General features: G+C 73.9%; 15 protein-coding genes and 1 pseudogene. 11 read left to right on the forward strand and 5 right to left on the reverse strand.

Annotation, left to right across the window (positions count from 1 at the left end; translation table 11 throughout):
* Positions 1-52: 52 nt before the first annotated feature.
* From FXF50_RS01360 to FXF50_RS01370, 3 genes are all read right to left on the reverse strand, one after another.
* The gene (locus FXF50_RS01360; RefSeq protein WP_148425353.1) at positions 53-727 is read right to left on the reverse strand and encodes a peptidoglycan recognition family protein; all 675 of its coding nucleotides are present in this window, start codon (positions 725-727) and stop codon (positions 53-55) included.
* Between the two features lie 102 nt (positions 728-829).
* The gene (locus FXF50_RS01365; RefSeq protein WP_148425354.1) at positions 830-1576 is read right to left on the reverse strand and encodes a lysozyme; all 747 of its coding nucleotides are present in this window, start codon (positions 1574-1576) and stop codon (positions 830-832) included.
* Positions 1577-1722: 146 nt separating this feature from the next.
* Positions 1723-2433: an MBL fold metallo-hydrolase gene (locus FXF50_RS01370; protein ID WP_148425355.1), complete on the reverse strand. Its 711-nt coding sequence runs from the start codon at positions 2431-2433 to the stop codon at positions 1723-1725.
* A 145-nt stretch (positions 2434-2578) separates the two neighbouring features.
* On the opposite strand from FXF50_RS01370, the gene FXF50_RS01375 reads away from it, so the two are divergent.
* From FXF50_RS01375 to FXF50_RS01415, 9 genes and pseudogenes are all read left to right on the forward strand, one after another.
* Complete coding sequence (locus FXF50_RS01375) at positions 2579-2929, forward strand: YciI family protein (protein WP_091305648.1); 351 nt, start codon at positions 2579-2581, stop codon at positions 2927-2929.
* Positions 2926-4147 (forward strand): annotated as a pseudogene (locus FXF50_RS01380) (RNA polymerase sigma factor). Before FXF50_RS01375 ends, FXF50_RS01380 begins: the two are co-directional and overlap by 4 nt.
* Positions 4144-4383, forward strand: a complete 240-nt coding sequence (locus FXF50_RS29130; protein ID WP_187399460.1) for a hypothetical protein — start codon at positions 4144-4146, stop codon at positions 4381-4383. Before FXF50_RS01380 ends, FXF50_RS29130 begins: the two are co-directional and overlap by 4 nt.
* Before the next feature lie 192 nt (positions 4384-4575).
* The gene (locus FXF50_RS01390; protein ID WP_148425356.1) at positions 4576-5397 is read left to right on the forward strand and encodes an ABC transporter ATP-binding protein; all 822 of its coding nucleotides are present in this window, start codon (positions 4576-4578) and stop codon (positions 5395-5397) included.
* Positions 5394-6107 (forward strand): ABC transporter ATP-binding protein, encoded by a 714-nt coding sequence (locus tag FXF50_RS01395; protein ID WP_148425357.1) that lies wholly within the window; start codon positions 5394-5396, stop codon positions 6105-6107. Before FXF50_RS01390 ends, FXF50_RS01395 begins: the two co-directional genes overlap by 4 nt.
* 27 nt (positions 6108-6134) lie before the next feature.
* Complete coding sequence (locus FXF50_RS01400) at positions 6135-7013, forward strand: branched-chain amino acid ABC transporter permease (protein WP_148425358.1); 879 nt, start codon at positions 6135-6137, stop codon at positions 7011-7013.
* Entirely contained in the window at positions 7010-8149 is a 1140-nt protein-coding gene (locus tag FXF50_RS01405) for a branched-chain amino acid ABC transporter permease (protein WP_148425359.1), read from the forward strand. The genes FXF50_RS01400 and FXF50_RS01405 overlap by 4 nt, the downstream gene beginning before the upstream one ends.
* A gap of 52 nt (positions 8150-8201) precedes the next feature.
* Positions 8202-9473 (forward strand): ABC transporter substrate-binding protein, encoded by a 1272-nt coding sequence (locus FXF50_RS01410; RefSeq protein WP_148425360.1) that lies wholly within the window; start codon positions 8202-8204, stop codon positions 9471-9473.
* A 138-nt stretch (positions 9474-9611) separates the two neighbouring features.
* Entirely contained in the window at positions 9612-10238 is a 627-nt protein-coding gene (locus FXF50_RS01415) for a TetR/AcrR family transcriptional regulator (protein WP_148425361.1), read from the forward strand.
* A gap of 42 nt (positions 10239-10280) precedes the next feature.
* Here the strand turns inward: FXF50_RS01415 and FXF50_RS01420 are convergent, their stop codons facing one another.
* The gene (locus FXF50_RS01420; protein ID WP_187399461.1) at positions 10281-10724 is read right to left on the reverse strand and encodes a MarR family winged helix-turn-helix transcriptional regulator; all 444 of its coding nucleotides are present in this window, start codon (positions 10722-10724) and stop codon (positions 10281-10283) included.
* A 102-nt stretch (positions 10725-10826) separates the two neighbouring features.
* Here FXF50_RS01420 and FXF50_RS01425 point away from each other — a divergent pair, with 102 nt between their 5' ends.
* Positions 10827-12578 (forward strand): ABC transporter ATP-binding protein, encoded by a 1752-nt coding sequence (locus tag FXF50_RS01425; RefSeq protein WP_255509863.1) that lies wholly within the window; start codon positions 10827-10829, stop codon positions 12576-12578.
* Positions 12579-12600: 22 nt separating this feature from the next.
* Here FXF50_RS01425 and FXF50_RS29135 read toward each other — a convergent pair whose 3' ends face one another.
* Positions 12601-13674, reverse strand: a complete 1074-nt coding sequence (locus tag FXF50_RS29135) for a hypothetical protein (RefSeq protein ID WP_187399462.1) — start codon at positions 13672-13674, stop codon at positions 12601-12603.
* A 226-nt stretch (positions 13675-13900) separates the two neighbouring features.
* Between FXF50_RS29135 and pglW the strand changes: the two genes are divergently transcribed.
* Positions 13901-18325, forward strand: coding sequence for a BREX system serine/threonine kinase PglW (pglW, locus tag FXF50_RS01435; protein WP_148425363.1), 4425 nt, complete (start codon positions 13901-13903; stop codon positions 18323-18325).
* Positions 18326-18407: the final 82 nt, after the last annotated feature.

An 18407-nucleotide genomic window follows, 5' to 3' on the forward strand; every position in this document is an offset into this window, starting at 1 on the left:
GAAACGCCGGACACCTTCCGTCCGAGGCGAACGGAAGGTGTCCAGGGTCCGGTCAGGCGCCGAGGCGGGCGGCCACGGTGCTGCGCAACTCGGGGAGTCGGTCGTGCAGCAGGCCGGGGCACTGTGTGGAGTTGAAGTCCTTGTGCCCGTAGATCTCGGTCGGCGGGATGCCGTACTGCTGGCAGGTGAAGGCGCAGAACCACACCAGGCTGTCCCAGAGCGCCTGCGGGGGCTGCACGTCGAGGTAGGTGCCGTCGTTCTCGATGCCGATGGCCTGGCTGTTCTGCCCGACGCAGTGCGCGCCCTGCACCATGGTCTGCCCGTGCAACAGCCCGTACAGGCTGCCGTGGCGGCCCTCGGTGAGGTAGCCGCCGCGGCTGTTGGTGAAGTGCTGCCCGGAGTCGAGCCAGCCGTTGGTGTCCATGTGCAGGTTCTGGATGTCGCGGGAGTTCCGGTAGGCCTGCGCGAGGCTGTAGTCGGTGGTGTTCGGGAACGCGGTGTGGTGAATGATGATCTTGTTGGGCCGGCTCTGCACCACGCTCACGGCCGACGACGGCGGGCGGGCGCCCCAGGTCGCGCAGTTGGCGATGGTCGGCTGGTCGATCCGGGTGGCGACGGCCCGGGCGTCGCGGCCGGCGCCGAACTGGGTCAGTGCGGTGGCGCCGGCGGCGGCGCCGAGCAGGACCGCGCCGCGCAGCACGGCCCGGCGGGGAACGGGGACGGACATCGGGGCCTCCTCGTCGGGGACGGACGCCGCCGGTGGTGGGCGGCGGCCCGGTCACGGCGTCAGGGACGCCGGCCGAAACGCACCGCCCGCCACCGGAGCGGGTCAGCAGGGTCCGTTGCAGGCCAGGACCTTGAGCCGGTCCAGGGTGCCGTTCCAGACGTTCTGGTCGCCCGGGAAGACGCCCGAGGAGGACCACTGCCAGAAGGAGTACGTCCCCCAGCCGGCCGGCAGCGTGCCGACGCTGCTGGAGTAGCGCGCGATCCACAGCGGGTTGTTCGCGGCGAACTGCGAGGTGTTGCCGGTGCAGGTGCTCCACCAGTCGGTGGTGGTGTAGATGGTGGCCCACCGGCCGGTCCGGGCGTAGTACTGGTTGACGAACGACGCGATCCAGCTGCGCATCGACGCCTGGCTCAGGCCGTAGCAGGTGGCGCCGTACGGGTTGTACTCGATGTCGAGCGCCCCGGGCAGCGTCTTCCCGTCCTTGGACCAGCCGCCGCCGTGGTCCACGAAGTAGTTGGCCTGGGTGGCGCCGCTGGAGTTGCCGGGCAGGGCGAAGTGGTACGACCCGCGGATCATCCCGACGTTGTAGGAGCCGTTGTACTGCTGGGCGAAGTACGGGTTGGTGTAGGACGTGCCCTCGGTCGCCTTCACGTACGCGAACCGGGCGCCGTTGTTCCAGGCGGCGGACCAGTTCACGTTGCCCTGATGGCTGGAGACGTCCATGCCGGGCAGACCGGCCGGCGCGGCGCTGGCGGGTGTCGCGCCGACGACGGCCGAGGCGGCCAGGGTGACGGTGGCGAGCAGGGCCGTGGCGGCCGTACGCAGCGCCGATCGCAGGGGACGGTTCATCTTTCCTCCCTGGGGGTTGGGGAGAGTGACGAAAGGAACTGTCAACATTAGGTCACAGGACGGAGAAACTTTTCAATAGACATATGGAAGATTTTCTTTGTCCTGTGGGTAGGGTGATGGGCGCGACCCGGTGACGGGGCGGCGGCTCAGCCCAGGCGGCGGAGGAAGGCGCGGACCTGCTCGCGGGCCCGGTCGGTGACCTCGGGCCCGTGGGTGAAGGCAGCCACGTCGTAGTCCAGCTCGCCCAGCACGTGCGCGGTCCGCTGGGTCATCCGGAAATCGGTGCAGAACGACCGCACCGGCCAGCGCACGCCGGCCACGTTGAACAGCGCGTCCCCGGTGACCAGCACCCGCGTCGGCTCGTGCAGCAGCGACACGTGCCCCGGGGAATGGCCCGGGGTGTGCACCACCCGCAGGCCGCCGCCGACAGGGAGCACATCGCCGTCGGCCAGCGGCCGGGCCACCGCGACCGCCGGGAACCGGCCGCCCGCCAGGCGGGTGAGGAAACGCCCGACCGTGTTCCCGCCGCCCTGTGGCGGCACCCGGCCGGACTCGGCGTACGGCACGTCGGCCCGATGCGCGGCGACCGGTGCGCCGGTGCGCCGGGCCAGCTCCGCGGCTCCGCCGGCGTGGTCCGCGTGCGCGTGGGTCAGGACGATCCGGGTCACGTCGGCGGGGGTCTTGCCGATGGCCGCCAGCCCGCGCACGATGCGGGCCGGGGCCCGTCGCACCCCGCAGTCGACAAGCGTGACCGAACCGTCGTCGTCGACGAAGGCGTAGGAGTTGACCATGGCGCGACCGACGGTGGGGATGCGCCAGACCCCGGGGGCGAGCGGAACCGCCACGGTTCGTGCCATGCCCCGAGTGTCGGGCGCTGGCGACGGTCGATCAACACCTGGGTCCGGGAAATCTGTCGGGCCGGCGTGTCGATCCGCGGGCTCCCGGTTCGTGTGGAGGGTGGAGGGGCCGGGAGAGACCGGCCGCCGGACGAGGGGGCAGCCCGTGAAGCAGTACCTGATCAGCATGTACCAGCCGGCCGGCGGCGGCGTGCCGGACCCGGAGTTCCTGGCCGGCGTGATGCGCGAGGTCGACGCCATCGGCCGGGAGCTGCGGGAGGCCGGCTGCTGGGTGTTCGGCAACGGGCTGCACGCCCCGGAGACCGCCACCGTGCTCCGCCCGAAGGGCGACGAGGTGCTCGTCACCGACGGCCCGTTCGCCGAGGGCAAGGAATACCTGGGCGGCTTCACCATCATCACGGCGCCCGACCTCGACGCCGCGCTCGACTGGGGCCGCCGGTACGCCCTGGCCACCACCCTGCCGGTGGAGGTGCGCCCGTTCCAGGGCGAGGCATGACCGGGCCGACCGACGTCGAACGGGCCTTCCGCGCGGAGTACGGCCGCGCGGTCGCCGTCCTGGTCCGCCTGCTCGGCGACATCGACCTCGCCGAGGAGGCGGTCCAGGAGGCGTTCGCCATCGCGGTCGACCGGTGGGCCGTCAACGGGCCACCGCCCAGCCCGGCCGGCTGGATCATCACCACGGCCCGGAACCGGGCGTTCGACCGACGCCGCCGCGAGGCGTCCCGCGCCGACCGGCACGCCCAGGCCGCCCTGCTGTACGCCCCCGAGCCGCCCGCCGAGGAGGGGCCCGTGCGCGACGACCGGCTCCGCCTCATCTTCACCTGCTGCCACCCGGCGCTCGCCGTCCCGGCCCGGGTCGCGCTGACCCTGCGCCTGCTCGGCGGGTTGAGCACCGCCGAGATCGCCCGGGCCTTCCTCGTGCCGGAGCCGACCATGGCGCAGCGCCTGGTCCGGGCCAAGGCGAAGATCCGGGACGCGGGCATCCCGTACCGGGTGCCCCGGGACGCCGACCTGCCCGACCGGCTGCGCGCCGTGCTCGCCGTGGTCTACCTGATCTTCACCGAAGGGCACACCGCCAGCGCGGGGGAGCGGCTGGTCCGGGACGAGCTGTGTAACGAGGCGATCCGGCTGGGCCGGCTGCTGGCGCAGCTGATGCCGGACGAGCCGGAGGTGCTCGGGCTACTCGCGCTCATGCTGCTCACCGACGCGCGGCGGGCCGCCCGGACCGCGCCGGACGGCACGCTCGTGCCGCTGGGCGCGCAGGACCGGGGCCGGTGGGACCGGGCGCTGATCGTCGAGGGGCAGGCCCTCGTGCGGCGCTGCCTGCGGCGGGGGCCGGCCCGGCCCGTACCAGATCCAGGCCGCGATCAACGCGGTGCACAGCGACGCGGCGACCGCCACGGACACCGACTGGCGGCAGATCCTCGCCCTCTACGACCACCTCGTGGCGCACGCGCCCGGGCCGGTGGTGGCGCTGAACCGGGCGGTGGCGCTGGCCGAGGTGGCCGGTCCGGCCGCCGCCCTCGCCGAGGTCGACCGGCTGGACCTGGCCGGCTACCACGTGCTGCACGCGGTCCGCGCCGACCTGCTGCGCCGCCTCGACCGGCCCGCGGAGGCCGTGGCCGCGTACGACGCGGCGATCGCGCGCACCGACAACGCCGCCGAACGGGAGTTCCTCCGGCGCTCCCGCGACCTGCTGAGGAGCCAGCCGTGAGCGCACCGGAGATCCTGGTCGACGGACTCGCCTTCGGCGAGTCGCCCCGCTGGCACGACGGGCGGCTCTGGCTGGCCGACTGGGGCGCCGGCGAGGTGCTGACCGTCGACGCGGCGGGCCGGGCCGAGGTGGTCGCCCGGGTCGACGGGCTGCCGATCTGCTTCGACTGGCTGCCCGGCGGGCCGCGCACCGGCCAGGTACGCACCCTGCGCGCGCCCGCCCCGGCCGCCGGCTGAGCCGCGCCGATCCTGCACGGCGGGTGCAACTCCCCGCGCGCCGCGGAATCGTGATCCCGTCGATATCACCGTGGCCTTTGAGAGGCATTGACGAACCCTCGCCGAAAAGTACACTCCCGGTGTAATAAGTTTCCCCGCTTCGCCCGAGCCGCACCGCGCACCCCCGACGCCGCGTCCTCTCCCGAGGTGAAGATGAGCCCACCCCCCACCCCCGTGGACGGCATCGACCTGGCGCTACACGGCGTCGGCGTCCGGTTCGGCGGGCTGGTCGCCCTCGACGACGTCTCGCTGCGGGTCCCACCCGGCCGGATCGTCGGCGTGATCGGCCCCAACGGCGCCGGGAAGACCACCCTGTTCAACGTGGTCTGCGGCTTCGTCCCGCCGACCAGCGGATCGCTCACCCTGGACGGCCGGCCGTTCCGGCCCCGCCCGCACCGGCTGACCCGGCTCGGCATCGCCCGCACCCTCCAGGGCGTCGGCCTGTTCCCCGGGCTCACCGTGCTGGAGAACGTGGTGGCCGGCGCCAGCCACGCGGCCCGGGCCGGCTTCGCCACCGCCCTGTTCGGCCTGCCGCGCAGCGACCGCGACGAGCGACGGCTGCGCCGGGAGGCCCACGACCTCCTCGCCGAGCTGGGGGTGGCGGCGCACGCCGGCGCGGCCCCCGCCACCCTGCCGTACGCGGTCCGCAAACGGGTCGCCCTGGCCCGCGCCCTGATCGCCCGGCCCCGGCTGCTCCTGCTCGACGAGCCGGCTGGCGGGCTCGGGGCCGACGACGTCGCCGAGCTGGCCGAGCTGGTCCGCACCCTGCCCGAGCGGGCCGGCGGCGCCTGCTCGGTGATGCTCGTCGAGCACCACATGGACCTCGTCATGTCCGTCTGCCAGGAGCTGGTGGTGCTCGACTTCGGCCGGGTCATCGCCGCCGGCACCCCGGACCAGGTCCGCGACGACCCGCTGGTCACCGAGGCGTACCTGGGCGCCGACGTGCCGGCCGAGGCGGCGGGGGCCGGATCGTGACCGGGATACTGGAGGTCGAGGCCGTCAGCGCCGGCTACGGGCCGGTGCCGGTGCTGCGGGACGTGACGTTCGCGGTGCCCGCCGGGACCATCGCCGCCGTGCTCGGCGCCAACGGGGCCGGCAAGACGACACTGCTGCGTACCCTGTCGGGTCTGCTGCGGCCCACCGGCGGCCGGATCCGCTTCGACGGCGCGGAGCTGCGCGGCGTCCGCGTCGAGCGCCTGGTCCGGCGCGGCCTGGCGCACGTGCCCGAAGGCCGGGGCGTGGTGGCCGAGCTGACCGTCGAGGAGAACCTGCGCCTCGGCGGGCTCTGGCGCCGCGACCGGGCCGACGCCCGGCGGGCCCAGGACGAGGTGTACGAGCTGTTCCCGGCCCTGGCCCGCCGACGGCGGCACGCCGGGCACCAGCTCTCCGGCGGGGAGCGGCAGATGCTCGCCCTCGGCCGGGCGCTGATCGCCCGTCCCCGGCTGCTGCTGCTCGACGAGCCGTCGCTCGGCCTCGCCCCCAAGGTGACCGCGCAGATCATGGCGCTGCTGCGCCGGCTCTGCGACGACGGGCTCACCGTCCTGCTGGTCGAGCAGAACGTGCGCAGCGCCCTCTCCGTCGCCGACCAGGGCGTGGTGATGTCGCTGGGCCGGGTGGTGACCGCCGCCCCGGCGGCGCGGCTGCGCGACGACGCCCGGCTCCGGCACGCGTACCTCGGGTTCTGACGGCCCGGCGAGCAGGAAGGATCCGCATTGGACCGGTTCTTGTTCCTCACCTTCGGCGGGCTGTCCACGGGCGCGGTCTACGCCGCGTTCGCCCTCGCCCTGGTGCTCATCTGGCGAGCCGCCCGGCTGGTCAACTTCGCCCAGGGCGCGATGGCCGTGGCCACCGCGTACGTCGGCTACGCGGTGGCGTCCGCGACCGGCTCCTACTGGGTGGGCCTGGGTGCCGCCGTGCTCGCCGGCCTGCTGCTGGGCGCGCTGGTCGAACGGGTGCTCATGCGCTTCGTGGGGCACGCCAACCCGCTCAACGAGGTCATCGTGGCGCTCGGCCTGGTGCTGCTCATCCAGGCGGTGCTCGGCATGGTGTTCGGCAACGGCTACCGGCCGGCGCCCGCCCCGTTCGACACCGACGCGCTCACCGTCGGCGGGGTCGCCGCGCTCTCCCCGTACGACCTGTGGGTGCTCGGCGCGGTGCTCGTGGTCGTGGTGCTGCTGGCGCTGCTGTTCACCCGCACGCCGATCGGCCTGCGGATGCGGGCCGCCGCGTTCGCCCCCGAGGTGTCCCGGCTGCTCGGCGTCGACGTCGGCCGGATGCTCACCCTCGGCTGGGCCCTCGCCGCCGCGGTCGGCGCGCTCGCCGGCATGCTGGTCGTCCCCACCGGGCTGGGGCTGCACCCGCACGCCATGGACCTGGTCTTCGTCGTCGCGTTCACCGCCGCCGTGGTCGGCGGCCTGGACAGCCCGGCCGGCGCGGTCGTCGGCGGCCTGCTGGTCGGCCTGATCCTCTCGTACGTCACCGGCTACCTGGGCCCGGACACCACCCCGCTGGCCGTCCTGGTGCTGCTGCTGGCCGTCCTCCTGGTCCGCCCCGGCGGGCTCTTCTCCAGCGCGAGAGCGAGGCACGTGTGACCGCCACCCGCCCCACCGCCCGGTCCGGGGTGGACCGGCCCGCCGGGCCATCCCCGCTGCGCCGGCTGCTGCCCGGCGCGCCCGCCACGGCCGGCGCGCGCGGGTCGACCCTGCTGCGTCACCTGGCCGTCGCGGTGCTCGCCGGCACCCTGGTCGTCCTGCTCACCAACCAGCTCGCGCCCTACCAGAACCTCCAGGTGGCCCGGGTCTGCGCGTTCCTCTGCGTCACCGCCGGCTACACCGTGCTGGTCGGGCTCAACGGCCAGCTCTCCCTGGGGCACGGGGCGCTCATGGCCACCGGCGCGTACACGGTGGCGCTGGTGCAGCGGGCATTCGACGAGCGGGCGATCCAGGGGCGGTGGATCCTGCCGCTGTCGCTGCTGGCCGCCCTGGCGGCGACCGCGCTGGCCGGGCTGGTCATCGGGCTGGCGGCGGCCCGGCTGCGCGGGCCGTACCTGGCCGGCGTGACCCTCGCGGTGGCCACGCTGGTGCCGGCCGTCAGCACGATCTTCACCGACGTGTTCAACGGCGAGCAGGGGCTGCGCTTCCCGGCGGAGACCCCGCCGGCGTTCCTCGGCGCGTACTTCCAGCCGGAACGGTGGCTCGCCTGGATCGCGCTGCTCGCCGCGCTGCTGACCGTGCTGCTCCTGGCCAACCTGGTCCGCAGCCGGTTCGGCCGGTCGCTGCGCGCCGTACGCGACGACGAGGTGGCCGCCCGGCTCGCCGGCATCCACGTCGCCCGCACCCAGGTGCTCGCCTTCGTGGTCAGCGCCGGCTGCGCCGGCCTCGGCGGCGGCGTGTACGCCGTGCTCACCGCCACCGTCGCGCCCGGCAAGTTCCCCCTGGAACTGTCGCTGTTCCTGCTCATGGCGATCGTGATCGGCGGGCTGGGCAGCCTCGCCGGCGCGGTCTGGGGCGCGGTGCTGCTGGTCGCGCTCCAGGACCTCCCGAGCCTGCTCACCGAGACCTTCAGCCTGCCGTCCGGCCTGGCCCAGCGGCTGGAGGGCAACCTCGCGCTGGCCGTGTTCGGCCTGATCCTCATCGTCGTCATGCTCGCCGCCCCGGGCGGCCTGCACGGCGCCTTCCGCACCCTCGCCGCCCGGCTGCGGGCCCGCCGCCGCGCGCCGGAGCACTGACCACCTTCCGTTCCACCCGCCCGTTCGCACCGCCGCACCGGAATGGAGAACCATGCGCCCCACCACCCGCCGCATACTCGCGGCCGCCACCGGCCTCGCCCTGCTGGCCGCCGTGCCGGCCTGCGCCGACGACGCGAAACAGGCCGCCGAGAACGTCCCCGGCGTCACCGACACCGAGATCGTCATCGGCACCCACCAGCCGCTCACCGGTCCCGCCGCACCCGGCTACTCGAAGATCTCCGCCGCCACCAAGGCGTACTTCGAGCACGTCAACAGCAAGGGCGGGGTGAACGGCCGGAAGATCGTCTACAAGGTCATGGACGACGGCTACAACCCCGCCAACACCGAGAACGTGGTCCGCAAGCTGGTGCTCGACGACAAGGTGTTCGCGCTCCTCGGCGGGCTGGGCACCCCCACCCACACCAACGTGCTGGAGTTCGTCAAGACGCAGAAGGTGCCCGACCTCTTCGTCTCCTCCGGCAGCCGGAACTGGAACCAGCCCGACAAGTACCCGACCACCTTCGGCTGGCAGCCCGACTACACCGTCGAGGGCAAGATCCTCGCCACCTGGGTCAAGCAGCAGTTCCCCGGCGCCAAGGTCTGCCACTTCGGGCAGAACGACGACTTCGGCCGGGACTCCCTGGCCGGGGTCGAGAAGGTCCTCGGCGCGGTGGCGGCGAAGCAGACCTACACCACCACCAACCAGCAGGTCGGGCCGGCGATCGGGGCGCTCAAGGCGGCCGGCTGCCAGGTGGTGATCTCGGCGAGCATCCCGGGCTTCACGGCCCTCGCGATGGGGCAGGCCGCCGGGCAGGGGTTCCGGGCGCAGTGGGTGGTGTCCAACGTGGGCGCCGACTACACCACGCTCTCCAACCAGCTCGGCGACAAGAAGGTGATCCTCGAGGGCATGGTGGCCGACAACTACCTGCCCATGGTGGGCGACAAGACCAACCCGTGGATCCAGGAGTTCACCAAGATCCACCAGCAGTACAACTCGGCCAACCCGGTCGACGGCAACGCGATCTACGGCTACTCGATGGCGTACACCTTCGTGCAGGCGCTGCTCGCCGCCGGCAAGGACCCGACCCGGGAGAAGTTGGTCGAGGCCGTGCAGAAGGGCGGCTTCCGCGGGCCGGGCCTCACCCCGTTCCGCTACAGCGACGACGTGCACGCCGGCTACAGCGGGGTGCGGCTGAACAAGGTCCAGAACGGCGCGCAGGCGTACTTCGGCCCGACGTACACCACCGACGACGGCGACGCCGCCGTCGCCGAGTTCACCGAGCCGCCGGCCACGCCGCCGGCGGACGCCATCCCCACCACCTGACCGGCGCCACGGGCCGGGCGGCCGTCACCGCGATGACGGCCGCCCGGCGGCGCGCACGTAGAGTTGCGCCGTCCGGCGCGACGCCACCGGGGCGGGCGGGTCGCGCGGGCCACGGAGCCACGCACAGGGGGCAGTCGCATGATCGAGGTGGACGCCGACGCGCCGGCGCGGGTGGACGGCCGGTCGGCGCGGGCCGAGCGGACCCGCGCCGCCATCGTCGAGGCGCATCTGGCCCTCATCGACGCGGGCGACCTGCGGCCCACCGGGGAGCGGATCGCCGAGCGCGCCGGGGTGTCGCTGCGCACCCTGTGGACCAACTTCAAGGACATGGAAACCCTGTTCGCCGCGACGGGGCGGCTGGTCGGGGAGCGGCTGGACGCGCTCTGGCGGCCGATCCCGCCGGACCTGCCGCTCACCAGGCGGATCGCGGAGTTCTGCGACCAGCGGGCCGAGATGCTGGAGGTGCTGGCCCCCTCGGCGCGCGCCTCGGCGCTGCGGGAACCGTTCTCGCCGCAGCTGCGGCGCAACCGCGACGCGGCCATCGCCCGGGTCCGCCACGAGACCGAGCTGGCCTTCGAGCCGGAGCTGGCGCAGGCGGGTTCCGGGCGCGAGCAGTTGCTGGACGCGCTGACCGTGGCCTGCACCTGGGCGGCCTGGGCGATGATGCGCGACGCCATGGGCCTCGACGTGGCGGCGGCCAAGGCCACCCTGGCCCGCACCATCGGCGCACTGCTCGTCGACGCCATCGCCGCCGGCCTGCGCTGACCTGACCTCCCGCCCCGCTGCCGACCGGCCCGGTCCGCCGCGTCAGTCGTCGCGTAACCGGCGCAGGATCCGGGTCAGCTCCGTCCGGTCCGCGGGGTCGAGAGCGCCGAAGAACCGTTCCGCCTCGGCGGCCCGGGCCACCCGGATGGCCTCGCCGACCCGTTCGCCCTCACCGGTGAGCGCGACCAGCGTGGCCCGCCGGTCGACCGGGTCGGGCCGCCGCTCGACCAGCCCGCGCTCCGCCAGGCCGTCGACGACCTCGGTGGCGGAGCGGGGCGCGATGCGCAGGTGCTCGGCGAGCGTGCTGAGCCGTACCGCGCCGTGCCGCATGAGCACGGCGAGCGCCCGGGCGTGCCCCGGGTTGATCTCCCAGGGCTCGAGGGTGCGCCTGGACTGGTGGCGCAGCCGCCGGGCCACCGCCCAGAACGTCTCGGCCAGGCTCTCCTCGTCGTCGCTGCCGGTCACCGGAATACGGTAGCAGCACATGCTGTTGCTACCTCATGATGAGGTAACCTCAGCAATATCCCCGACGGAAGCGAGCACCCCTTGGACGGATTCCGAGACGGCCGCGGTGGCGGCCGGACCTCCGTGACCGCCGCCGAGAAGGCGCAGGCCCGCCAGGTGTCCCTGCGCCGGATCGGCGGTCTCTTCACCGACCATCGCGGCCCCCTCGCGGCCGTGGTGGCGATCATCGTGGCGTCGTCCGTGATCGCGATGGCGTCGCCGTTCCTGCTGCGTACCGTGATCGACCGGGCCCTCCCGGAGCGGGATCTGACCCTGCTGGCCTGGCTGGTCGCGGGCATGGTCGGGGTGGCCGCCGTGACGGCCGTGCTCGGCGTGGCGCAGACCTGGATCTCCACCCGCGTGGGGCAGGAGGTCATGCACCGGCTGCGCACCGACGTCTTCACCCACCTCCAGCGCCAGTCGATCGGCTTCTTCGTGCGCACCCGCACCGGCGAGGTGCAGTCGCGGATCACCAACGACATCGGCGGCATGCAGGCCGTGGTCACCTCCACGGCCACGTCGATCGCCGCCAACCTCACCACCGTGGTCGCCACGGTCATCGCCATGGTCGCGCTGAGCTGGCGGCTCACCCTCGTCTCGGTGGTCGTGCTGCCGCCCGCCATCTGGCTGACCCGGCGGGTGGCCCGGCTGCGCCGGGAGATCACCGCCCGCCGCCAGCGCGAGCTGGCCGACCTCAACGTCACCATCGAGGAGGGGCTGTCGATCAGCGGCGTGCAGCTGGCCAAGACCCTCGGGGCCGGCGCGACCCTGGTCGACCGGTTCACCGCGTCCTCGGCCCGCCTGGTCGACCTGGAACTGCGGTCGGAGCTGGCCGGCCGCTGGCGGATGGCCTCGATGACGGTGATCTTCGCGGCCATCCCGGCCGTCATCTACCTCGGCGCCGGCCTGCCCGGCACCGCCGGCACGCTCACCATCGGCACCCTGGTCGCCTTCACCGCCCTCCAGGGCACCCTGTTCCGGCCGCTCATGGGCCTGCTCAACGTCGGCGTCTCGCTGACCGCCTCGATGGCGCTGTTCGCCCGGATCTTCGAATACCTGGACCTGCCCGTCGAGGTGGCCGACCCGGCGCGCCCGGTGCCCCTCGACCCGGCCCGGGTCCGCGGCCACCTGTGCTTCTCCGACGTCACCTTCAGCTACCCGGGCAGCGACACCGCCGCCGTGGCCGGCGTCAACCTGGAGGTCCCGGCCGGCACCAGCCTGGCCCTGGTGGGGGAGACCGGCTCCGGCAAGAGCACCCTCGCCGCGCTGATCAGCCGGCTGCACGACCCCGACGCCGGCCGGATCACCGTCGACGGCGTCGACCTGCGCGACGTGCGCCTGGCCGACCTGGCCGCCGTCGTGGGCGTGGTCAGCCAGGAGACCTACCTGCTGCACGCCACCGTGCGGGAGAACCTCCGGTACGCGAAGCCGGACGCCACCGACGCCGACATCGAGGCCGCCGCCCGCGCCGCGCAGATCCACGACCTGATCGCCGCGCTCCCCGACGGCTACGACACGGTGGTCGGCTCCCGCGGCCACCGGTTCTCCGGCGGCGAGAAGCAGCGCCTGGCCATCGCCCGCACGCTGCTGCGCGACCCGCGGATCCTGGTGCTGGACGAGGCGACCAGCGCGCTGGACACCGAGACCGAGCGCGCCGTGCAGCGCGCCTTCGACGAGCTGGCCCGGGGTCGCACCGTGGTCACCATCGCGCACCGCCTTTCCACGGTCCGCGACGCCGACCAGATCGCCGTGCTCGACCACGGCCGGATCGTCGAGTCCGGCACCCACGACAGCCTGCTCGACCGCGCCGGCCGGTACGCGTCGCTCGCCGCCTGACCCGCGTCAGGGATCGACCGGCTCAGGCGTCGGGCGGCCCCGGGCTGTCCGGGTTGCCCGGCGCCGGCGTGGTCTCGCCCGGCTGCCCCGTCGCCGGCCGCTGGCCTGGGGCGGGACGCGGAGCGGGCGGCTGCGGGAAGGGTTCGAGCGGGTAGAACTGCTCCGCCGGGGAGTCGGGCCGCCGCCGCGCGCCGCCCGCCCCGGCCTCCCGCTGGCGCGGCGGGCGCTCCTCCCGGAGCGCCTCCGGCATCCCGGCCGCCGGCCCGGTGCTGTCGTCCTGCGCCTTCGCTGGCCCGGTGTCGTCGTCCTGCGTGTCCGTTGGCCCGGTGTCGCCGTCGTGCGCGTCCGCCGGCTTGGCGCTGCCGTCCTGTGCCTCCGCTGGCTCGGCGCTGCCGTCCTGTGCGTCCGCCGGCCGGCGTCCGCGCTGTTCCTCGGCGTACTCCGCGCGCCGGCGCTCGAGGTCGCGCTTCCACTCCAGGGCGATGCGCTTGTCCCAGTACGGCTGGAGCAGCTTGCGGACCGGCTCATCCAGGTAGACCGACACGTCGGGCTCACAGGTGAACGTGACCTCGCCACGCCCGTAGCCCCAGGGGAGCGCGTCGTCGCCGGTCATCGCATCGTCCAGCGCGAGAGCGAAGGCCCGGGGGAGATCCGGCGGGATCTCCGCGGCGCACCGGACCGCGAGGCGCCGCAGCCGCTGCATTGCCTGGGGCTGGAACTGGTCGACGTACCAGCCGAAGAGCTCCGGCCGCGCGTTGTCGGACGACCAGGTGAAGGTGGCCCGGACGACGAAGTGGTACACCTGCCCCAGCGCCGGCACCAGCAGGGTCGGCGCCACCCGCCGGTCGACGAGCGTCACGGGTGAGGCCTCCGCCTCCTGCCACCGCATCTGGTCCAGGATGGGCCGGACCGCCGTCCACAACCGCTTCGCCCCGCGCCAGATGACCGCCCAGAGTTCCCGGGCACGGGTGAGCCATTGTTCCCGCCGGTCCGGGACCTGCCCGCTCGGCGCCGGCTCGCCGGTGTCGGCCGCCGGGCCGGTGTCGTCCGTCTCGCCGCCGCGCGAGCCGACGTCGTCGTCGGGCGTCCCGGTCATCGCACCCCTCTCCGTCGAGCAGCCGCGCGTCGCCCGGCCGTTGCGGTGCCGGCCGTGCGGTCGGGTGAGGGGTGTGCGGAGGCACCCGCCGGTGCTCCGCCGTCCCACGCTAACAAGTCGACACGGCGGCGGACGGCAGCCGCGCGGGCGGCGGGATCGGGGTCGAGGATCGTGCCCCTGACCTGGCTTCACCGGGACGCCGGGGAGTGGGCCTAGGATCTCCGTCATGCAGGAAGGCCGGTGGACGACGATCACCCCGTCGCAGTTCACGCACGAGCGGGAGGCGCTCGCACACGTCCAGGCGTTGCTGCCGGACAGCGAGCCCTACCGGGCATGGTCGAACTTCACCTTCACCGCCCAGACCGGCCACCCCTACGAGGTCGACCTGCTGGTGGCGGGACCGGGCGGGCTCTACCTGATCGAGATCAAGAGCCTGACCGGCCGCCTGATCTCCAGCGGCTCCAACTGGATCCTGCACAATCCCGGCGGTACGCGGACGTTCGACAACCCGCTGCACCTCGCCGACGCCAAGGCGAAGAAGCTGAAGTCCCTGCTCCAGGTCGCCGCCAACCAGCGCAAGGGATCGCCGGTCAAGATCCCGTTCGTCCAGGCTGCCGTGTTCCTGTCCAAGCCGGGCCTGAACGTCCAGCTTTCCGACCACCACCTGCATGGCATCTACGGTCCCGAGCCGGCGCCCGGGCATCAGCCCGGCAAGCTGCCCACCATCACCGCACTCCTGACGCGCCCTCCGCAGGACGAGAAGCAGCGGGTCACCAAGGAGCTGTCCGCGGCCCTGCCCGACCTGCTCGAGGCGGTCGGCATCGCGCGTAGCCGCAAGCACTACGAGGTCGGGTCGTGGCAGTTGGAGCCCCGGCCGTTCGACCTGGGCCCCACCTGGCAGGACCACCACGCCCGCCACCGTGACCTGGAGCGGGAACGCCGCCGCATCCGCATCTACCTGGTCGAGCGGAACGCCGTGCAGGCCGAGCGGGCGAGCATCGAGCGGGCCGCCAAGCGGGAGATGACGGTCCTGCACGGTGTCAACCACCCGGGCATCGTGCGGGTCGACTCGATGGAGTCGCACGAGGCCGGGCCGGCGTTGATCTTCCGCCACGACCCCCGGTCGATGCGGCTGGACCACTACATCGCCCAGTACGGCGACAAGCTGGAGCCGCTCAGCCGGCTGGCGATGATCCGGCAGCTCGCGGAGGCGGTCGCGTACGCACACGGGCGCCGGCTGCACCACCGTGCTCTATCCGCCCGCAGCGTCCTGGTCACCCCGGGGCCGAAGCGCCGTGGCGGCAGCGAAGAGGAGGCGTGGCTGGTCCCGCAGTTGCAGCTCAGCGACTGGCAGACCGCCACCCGCACCGCCGACTCGGCCGGGGGCAGCAGTGGGGACCCCGCCACCCTCTCCTCGCACGCCGCCTCGCACATCGAGCGCTCCGCCGAGGCGTACCTGGCACCGGAGCTGACCGCGCCCCGGCCGGACCCGGTCGCCATGGACGTCTTCGGGCTGGGCGCCCTGGCGTACCTGATCCTCACCGGTCAGCCGCCGGCCGCGAAGCGCCAGGAACTGCTGTCCCGGATCGCCCGGGACAACGGCCTGCTTCCCTCGTCGGTGACCGATGGAATCAGCGAGTTCGCCGACGAGCTGATCCAGGCGGCCACCGCCCCGGTGCCCGCCCAGCGCCTCACCACGGTCGCCGACTTCGTCGAGATGCTCGAAGAGGTCGAGAACGAGCTGACCGCACCGCCGCCCGCCTCGGTGCAACCGGAGGAACCCGAGCCGGAGGAGACCGACCCGCTGGAAGCCCGCGGTGGGGACCGGGTCGCGGAATGGAAGATCAAGAAGCGGCTGGGAACCGGCTCGACCTGCCGGGCGTTCCTCGCCCACAACGAGCGCACCGGCCGGGATGAGGTGCTCAAGGTCGGTCTCTCCGACGAGAAGGCCGGCCGGCTCGCCCATGAGGCCCGGGTGCTCCGGCCGCTCACCGACTCCCGGGTGATCCGGCTGGCCCGGCCGGAGCCGCTGCAGGTCGCCAACCGTACGGTGATCGTCCTCGAACACGCCGGCGAGCTGACGCTGGCCCGCAAGCTGCGCGACGAGGGCCGGCTCACCGTCGACGAGCTGGAGACCTACAGCGACTACCTGTTCGGCGCGCTCGACTACCTGGAGGGCGAGGGCGTCTACCACCGGGACATCAAGCCGGACAACATCGCCATCCGGGTCCGCCCCAACCGCACCCGCCAGCTCGTGCTCTTCGACTTCTCCCTGGCCGGGGTCTCGGTCAAGGAGCTCGCCGCCGGCACCCCCCGCTACCTGGACCCGTTCCTCGGCACCGCCAGCCGCCAGGTCTACGACAAGCACGCCGAGTGGTACGCCCTCGCCGTCACCCTGCACGAGATGGCCTCCGGCGAGCTGCCGGTCTGGGGCGACGGCGGCACCGAGCCGCAGCTCACCGAGGGCCCGCCGGTGCTGGCCGCCGAGGCGTTCGACCCGGCCGTCCGCGACGGGCTCGTGGAGTTCTTCCACCAGGCCCTGCACCGCGACCACCGGCGCCGCTTCGCCTCGCTCAAGGACATGCGCGACGCCTGGCAGCAGGTGTTCCGCCGCTCCGACGCCAGCGCCCCGGTCGGCTCCGACCACCCGGAGATCGAGGCCGAGGAGCCGGACGAGAAGGCGGCCGAGCAGGCCCGCGAGGAGGCCGCCGCCAAGGCCACCCGCGCGACCGCCCTGGAGGCCGCCGGTCTCACGCCGCGGGCGGTCTCCGCCGCGCACCGGGTGGAGGCCAGCACCGTCGGTGAGCTGCTCGCCGTGGGCAACAACACGTTCGCCACGCTGCCCGGTCTCGGCGCCAAGACCCGCAAGGAGCTGCAACGCCGGGTCAAGGAGTGGCGCAACCGGCTGGGGGAGCGGGAGACCATCCCGACCTCGGCGGCCGCCCGCAAGGCGGCCACCGCCGAGGTGGCCACGGAGACCGCCGCCGGGACCGGCGACGCCGAGCTGGTACGCGTCGGCCTCGACGCGATCGCGACCCTGCTCGTGCCGGCGAAGAACGGCCGCAACACCGCCGAGGTCGAGGCGACCCGGCTGCTGCTGAACCTGCCCGACGAGTCCGGCGCGCTGCCGGCCCTGCCGCTCTGGCCGCAGCAGCCGCTGGTGGCCACCACCGTCGGCGTGACCCCCGGCCGGATCGCCCAGATCCTCGGCAAGCAGCGCAAGCGCTGGCACGACCTTCCCGTGGTGGGCAGCGTGCGTACCCAGATCATCGAGCTGCTGCGCGACGGCGGCCGGGTGATGGGCGCCGCCGAGCTGGCCACGGCGCTGCTGACCAGCCGCGGTTCGGTCCGCACCGGCGACGATCTGCGGCTGGCCGTCGCGGTCGCCGCCGTGCGGGCCGCCGTCGAGATCGACGCCCTCGAGGAGGAGCCGCGGCTGCTGCTGCGCCGGCACGCCCGCGCCGACATCGACGGCAAGCCACACCCGCGCGGCGACCGGCTCCTCGTGGCCCTCGAGGCGGGCGAGGACGACGCGCCGGACACCCCGGCCGCGCCCGCGCTGCTCGACTACGCCGACGCGCTCGGCAAGGCCGCCGACCGGCTCGCCGCCAGCGACGTGCTGCCCAGCGCGGCCACGGTCATGCGTACCCTCGCCACGGTGAACGCGCCCGGCGGCGCGGCCGACGTGATCGACGAGCGGCGGCGGGTCCTGCTCGCCGCGGTGGCGTCCGAGCGCGCCGCCGCCACCGCGCGGCTGGAGCTCTACCCGCGCGACCTCGACCCGGTACGGGCGCTGCGGCTCGCCCAGGCGGGCGTGGTGCCACCGGCGTCGGAGAATCAGCGCGCCCTCAGCCCGGAGCTTGTGCAACAGCGGGTCTCGGCGCGCTTCCCCGAGCTGGCGCCCCTGCCACCGCACCCGAAGCTGGACCGGCTGCTCGCCGAGGCGGGCTTCGAGCTGCGCTGGGACCGCGGCCACTATCTCGCGCCGCCGCCCCGCGCCGGCTCGTCCTCGATGTCGATCATCCAGCGGCGCCCCTCGGCCACCAACGCGCCGAGCCGGTGGGCAGCGGAGTCGCCGGAGCTGGCGGCGGCCATGCGGGCCGAGGAACGGCTGACGGGGGCCAGGTCCGCGGGCGGGTTCCGGGCACTGACGGTACGCCTCAACCGGTACGCGCCGGCCCGCGAGGAACTGGTCCGGCGCTTCGACGCCCGACCGGTCAGCGTGGCGGCGGTGTTCCTGCGGGAGCTGCGCGGCCTGGTCGACGCGAAGCCGAAGCCCACCTGGGAGACCGTGGTCGGCGCCGACATCGCCGAGCCGGGCTCCCGCGGTGCCATCAAGCTGGGGGAGTACGTCGAGCAGGCGTGGCAGGTGGCCGTGCCGGCGCTGCGGGCGCAGTTGAGCGCCGACGCGGGGCCGGTGCTGCTGCACGACGCGGCGGTGCTGGCCCGGTACCGGGCGATGGAGCGGCTCTACGAGCTGGCCGATATGGCGCGGGCTGGTTCGGGTGACGTGTGGTTGCTCTGCCCGATGGAGGACCCGGCGACGCTGCCCAAGCTGGACGGTGCCGTGGTGCGGGTGGGCGACAACGAGTGGATCGCCCTCCCGGACGCCTGGGTCGTCAACGCCCATCGCAGCAACGTCCTCACTTAGCTCTGGGCTCCGGGAGGCCACGCGATTAGGATCTTGCTCCGCGCTCGGTCGGTTCCGAGTTCTGGCAGCAAGAGGGGCGAAT

Origin of the sequence: Micromonospora sp. AP08 (assembly GCF_008085935.1) — a bacterium.
Lineage (GTDB): Bacteria > Actinomycetota > Actinomycetes > Mycobacteriales > Micromonosporaceae > Micromonospora > Micromonospora chersina.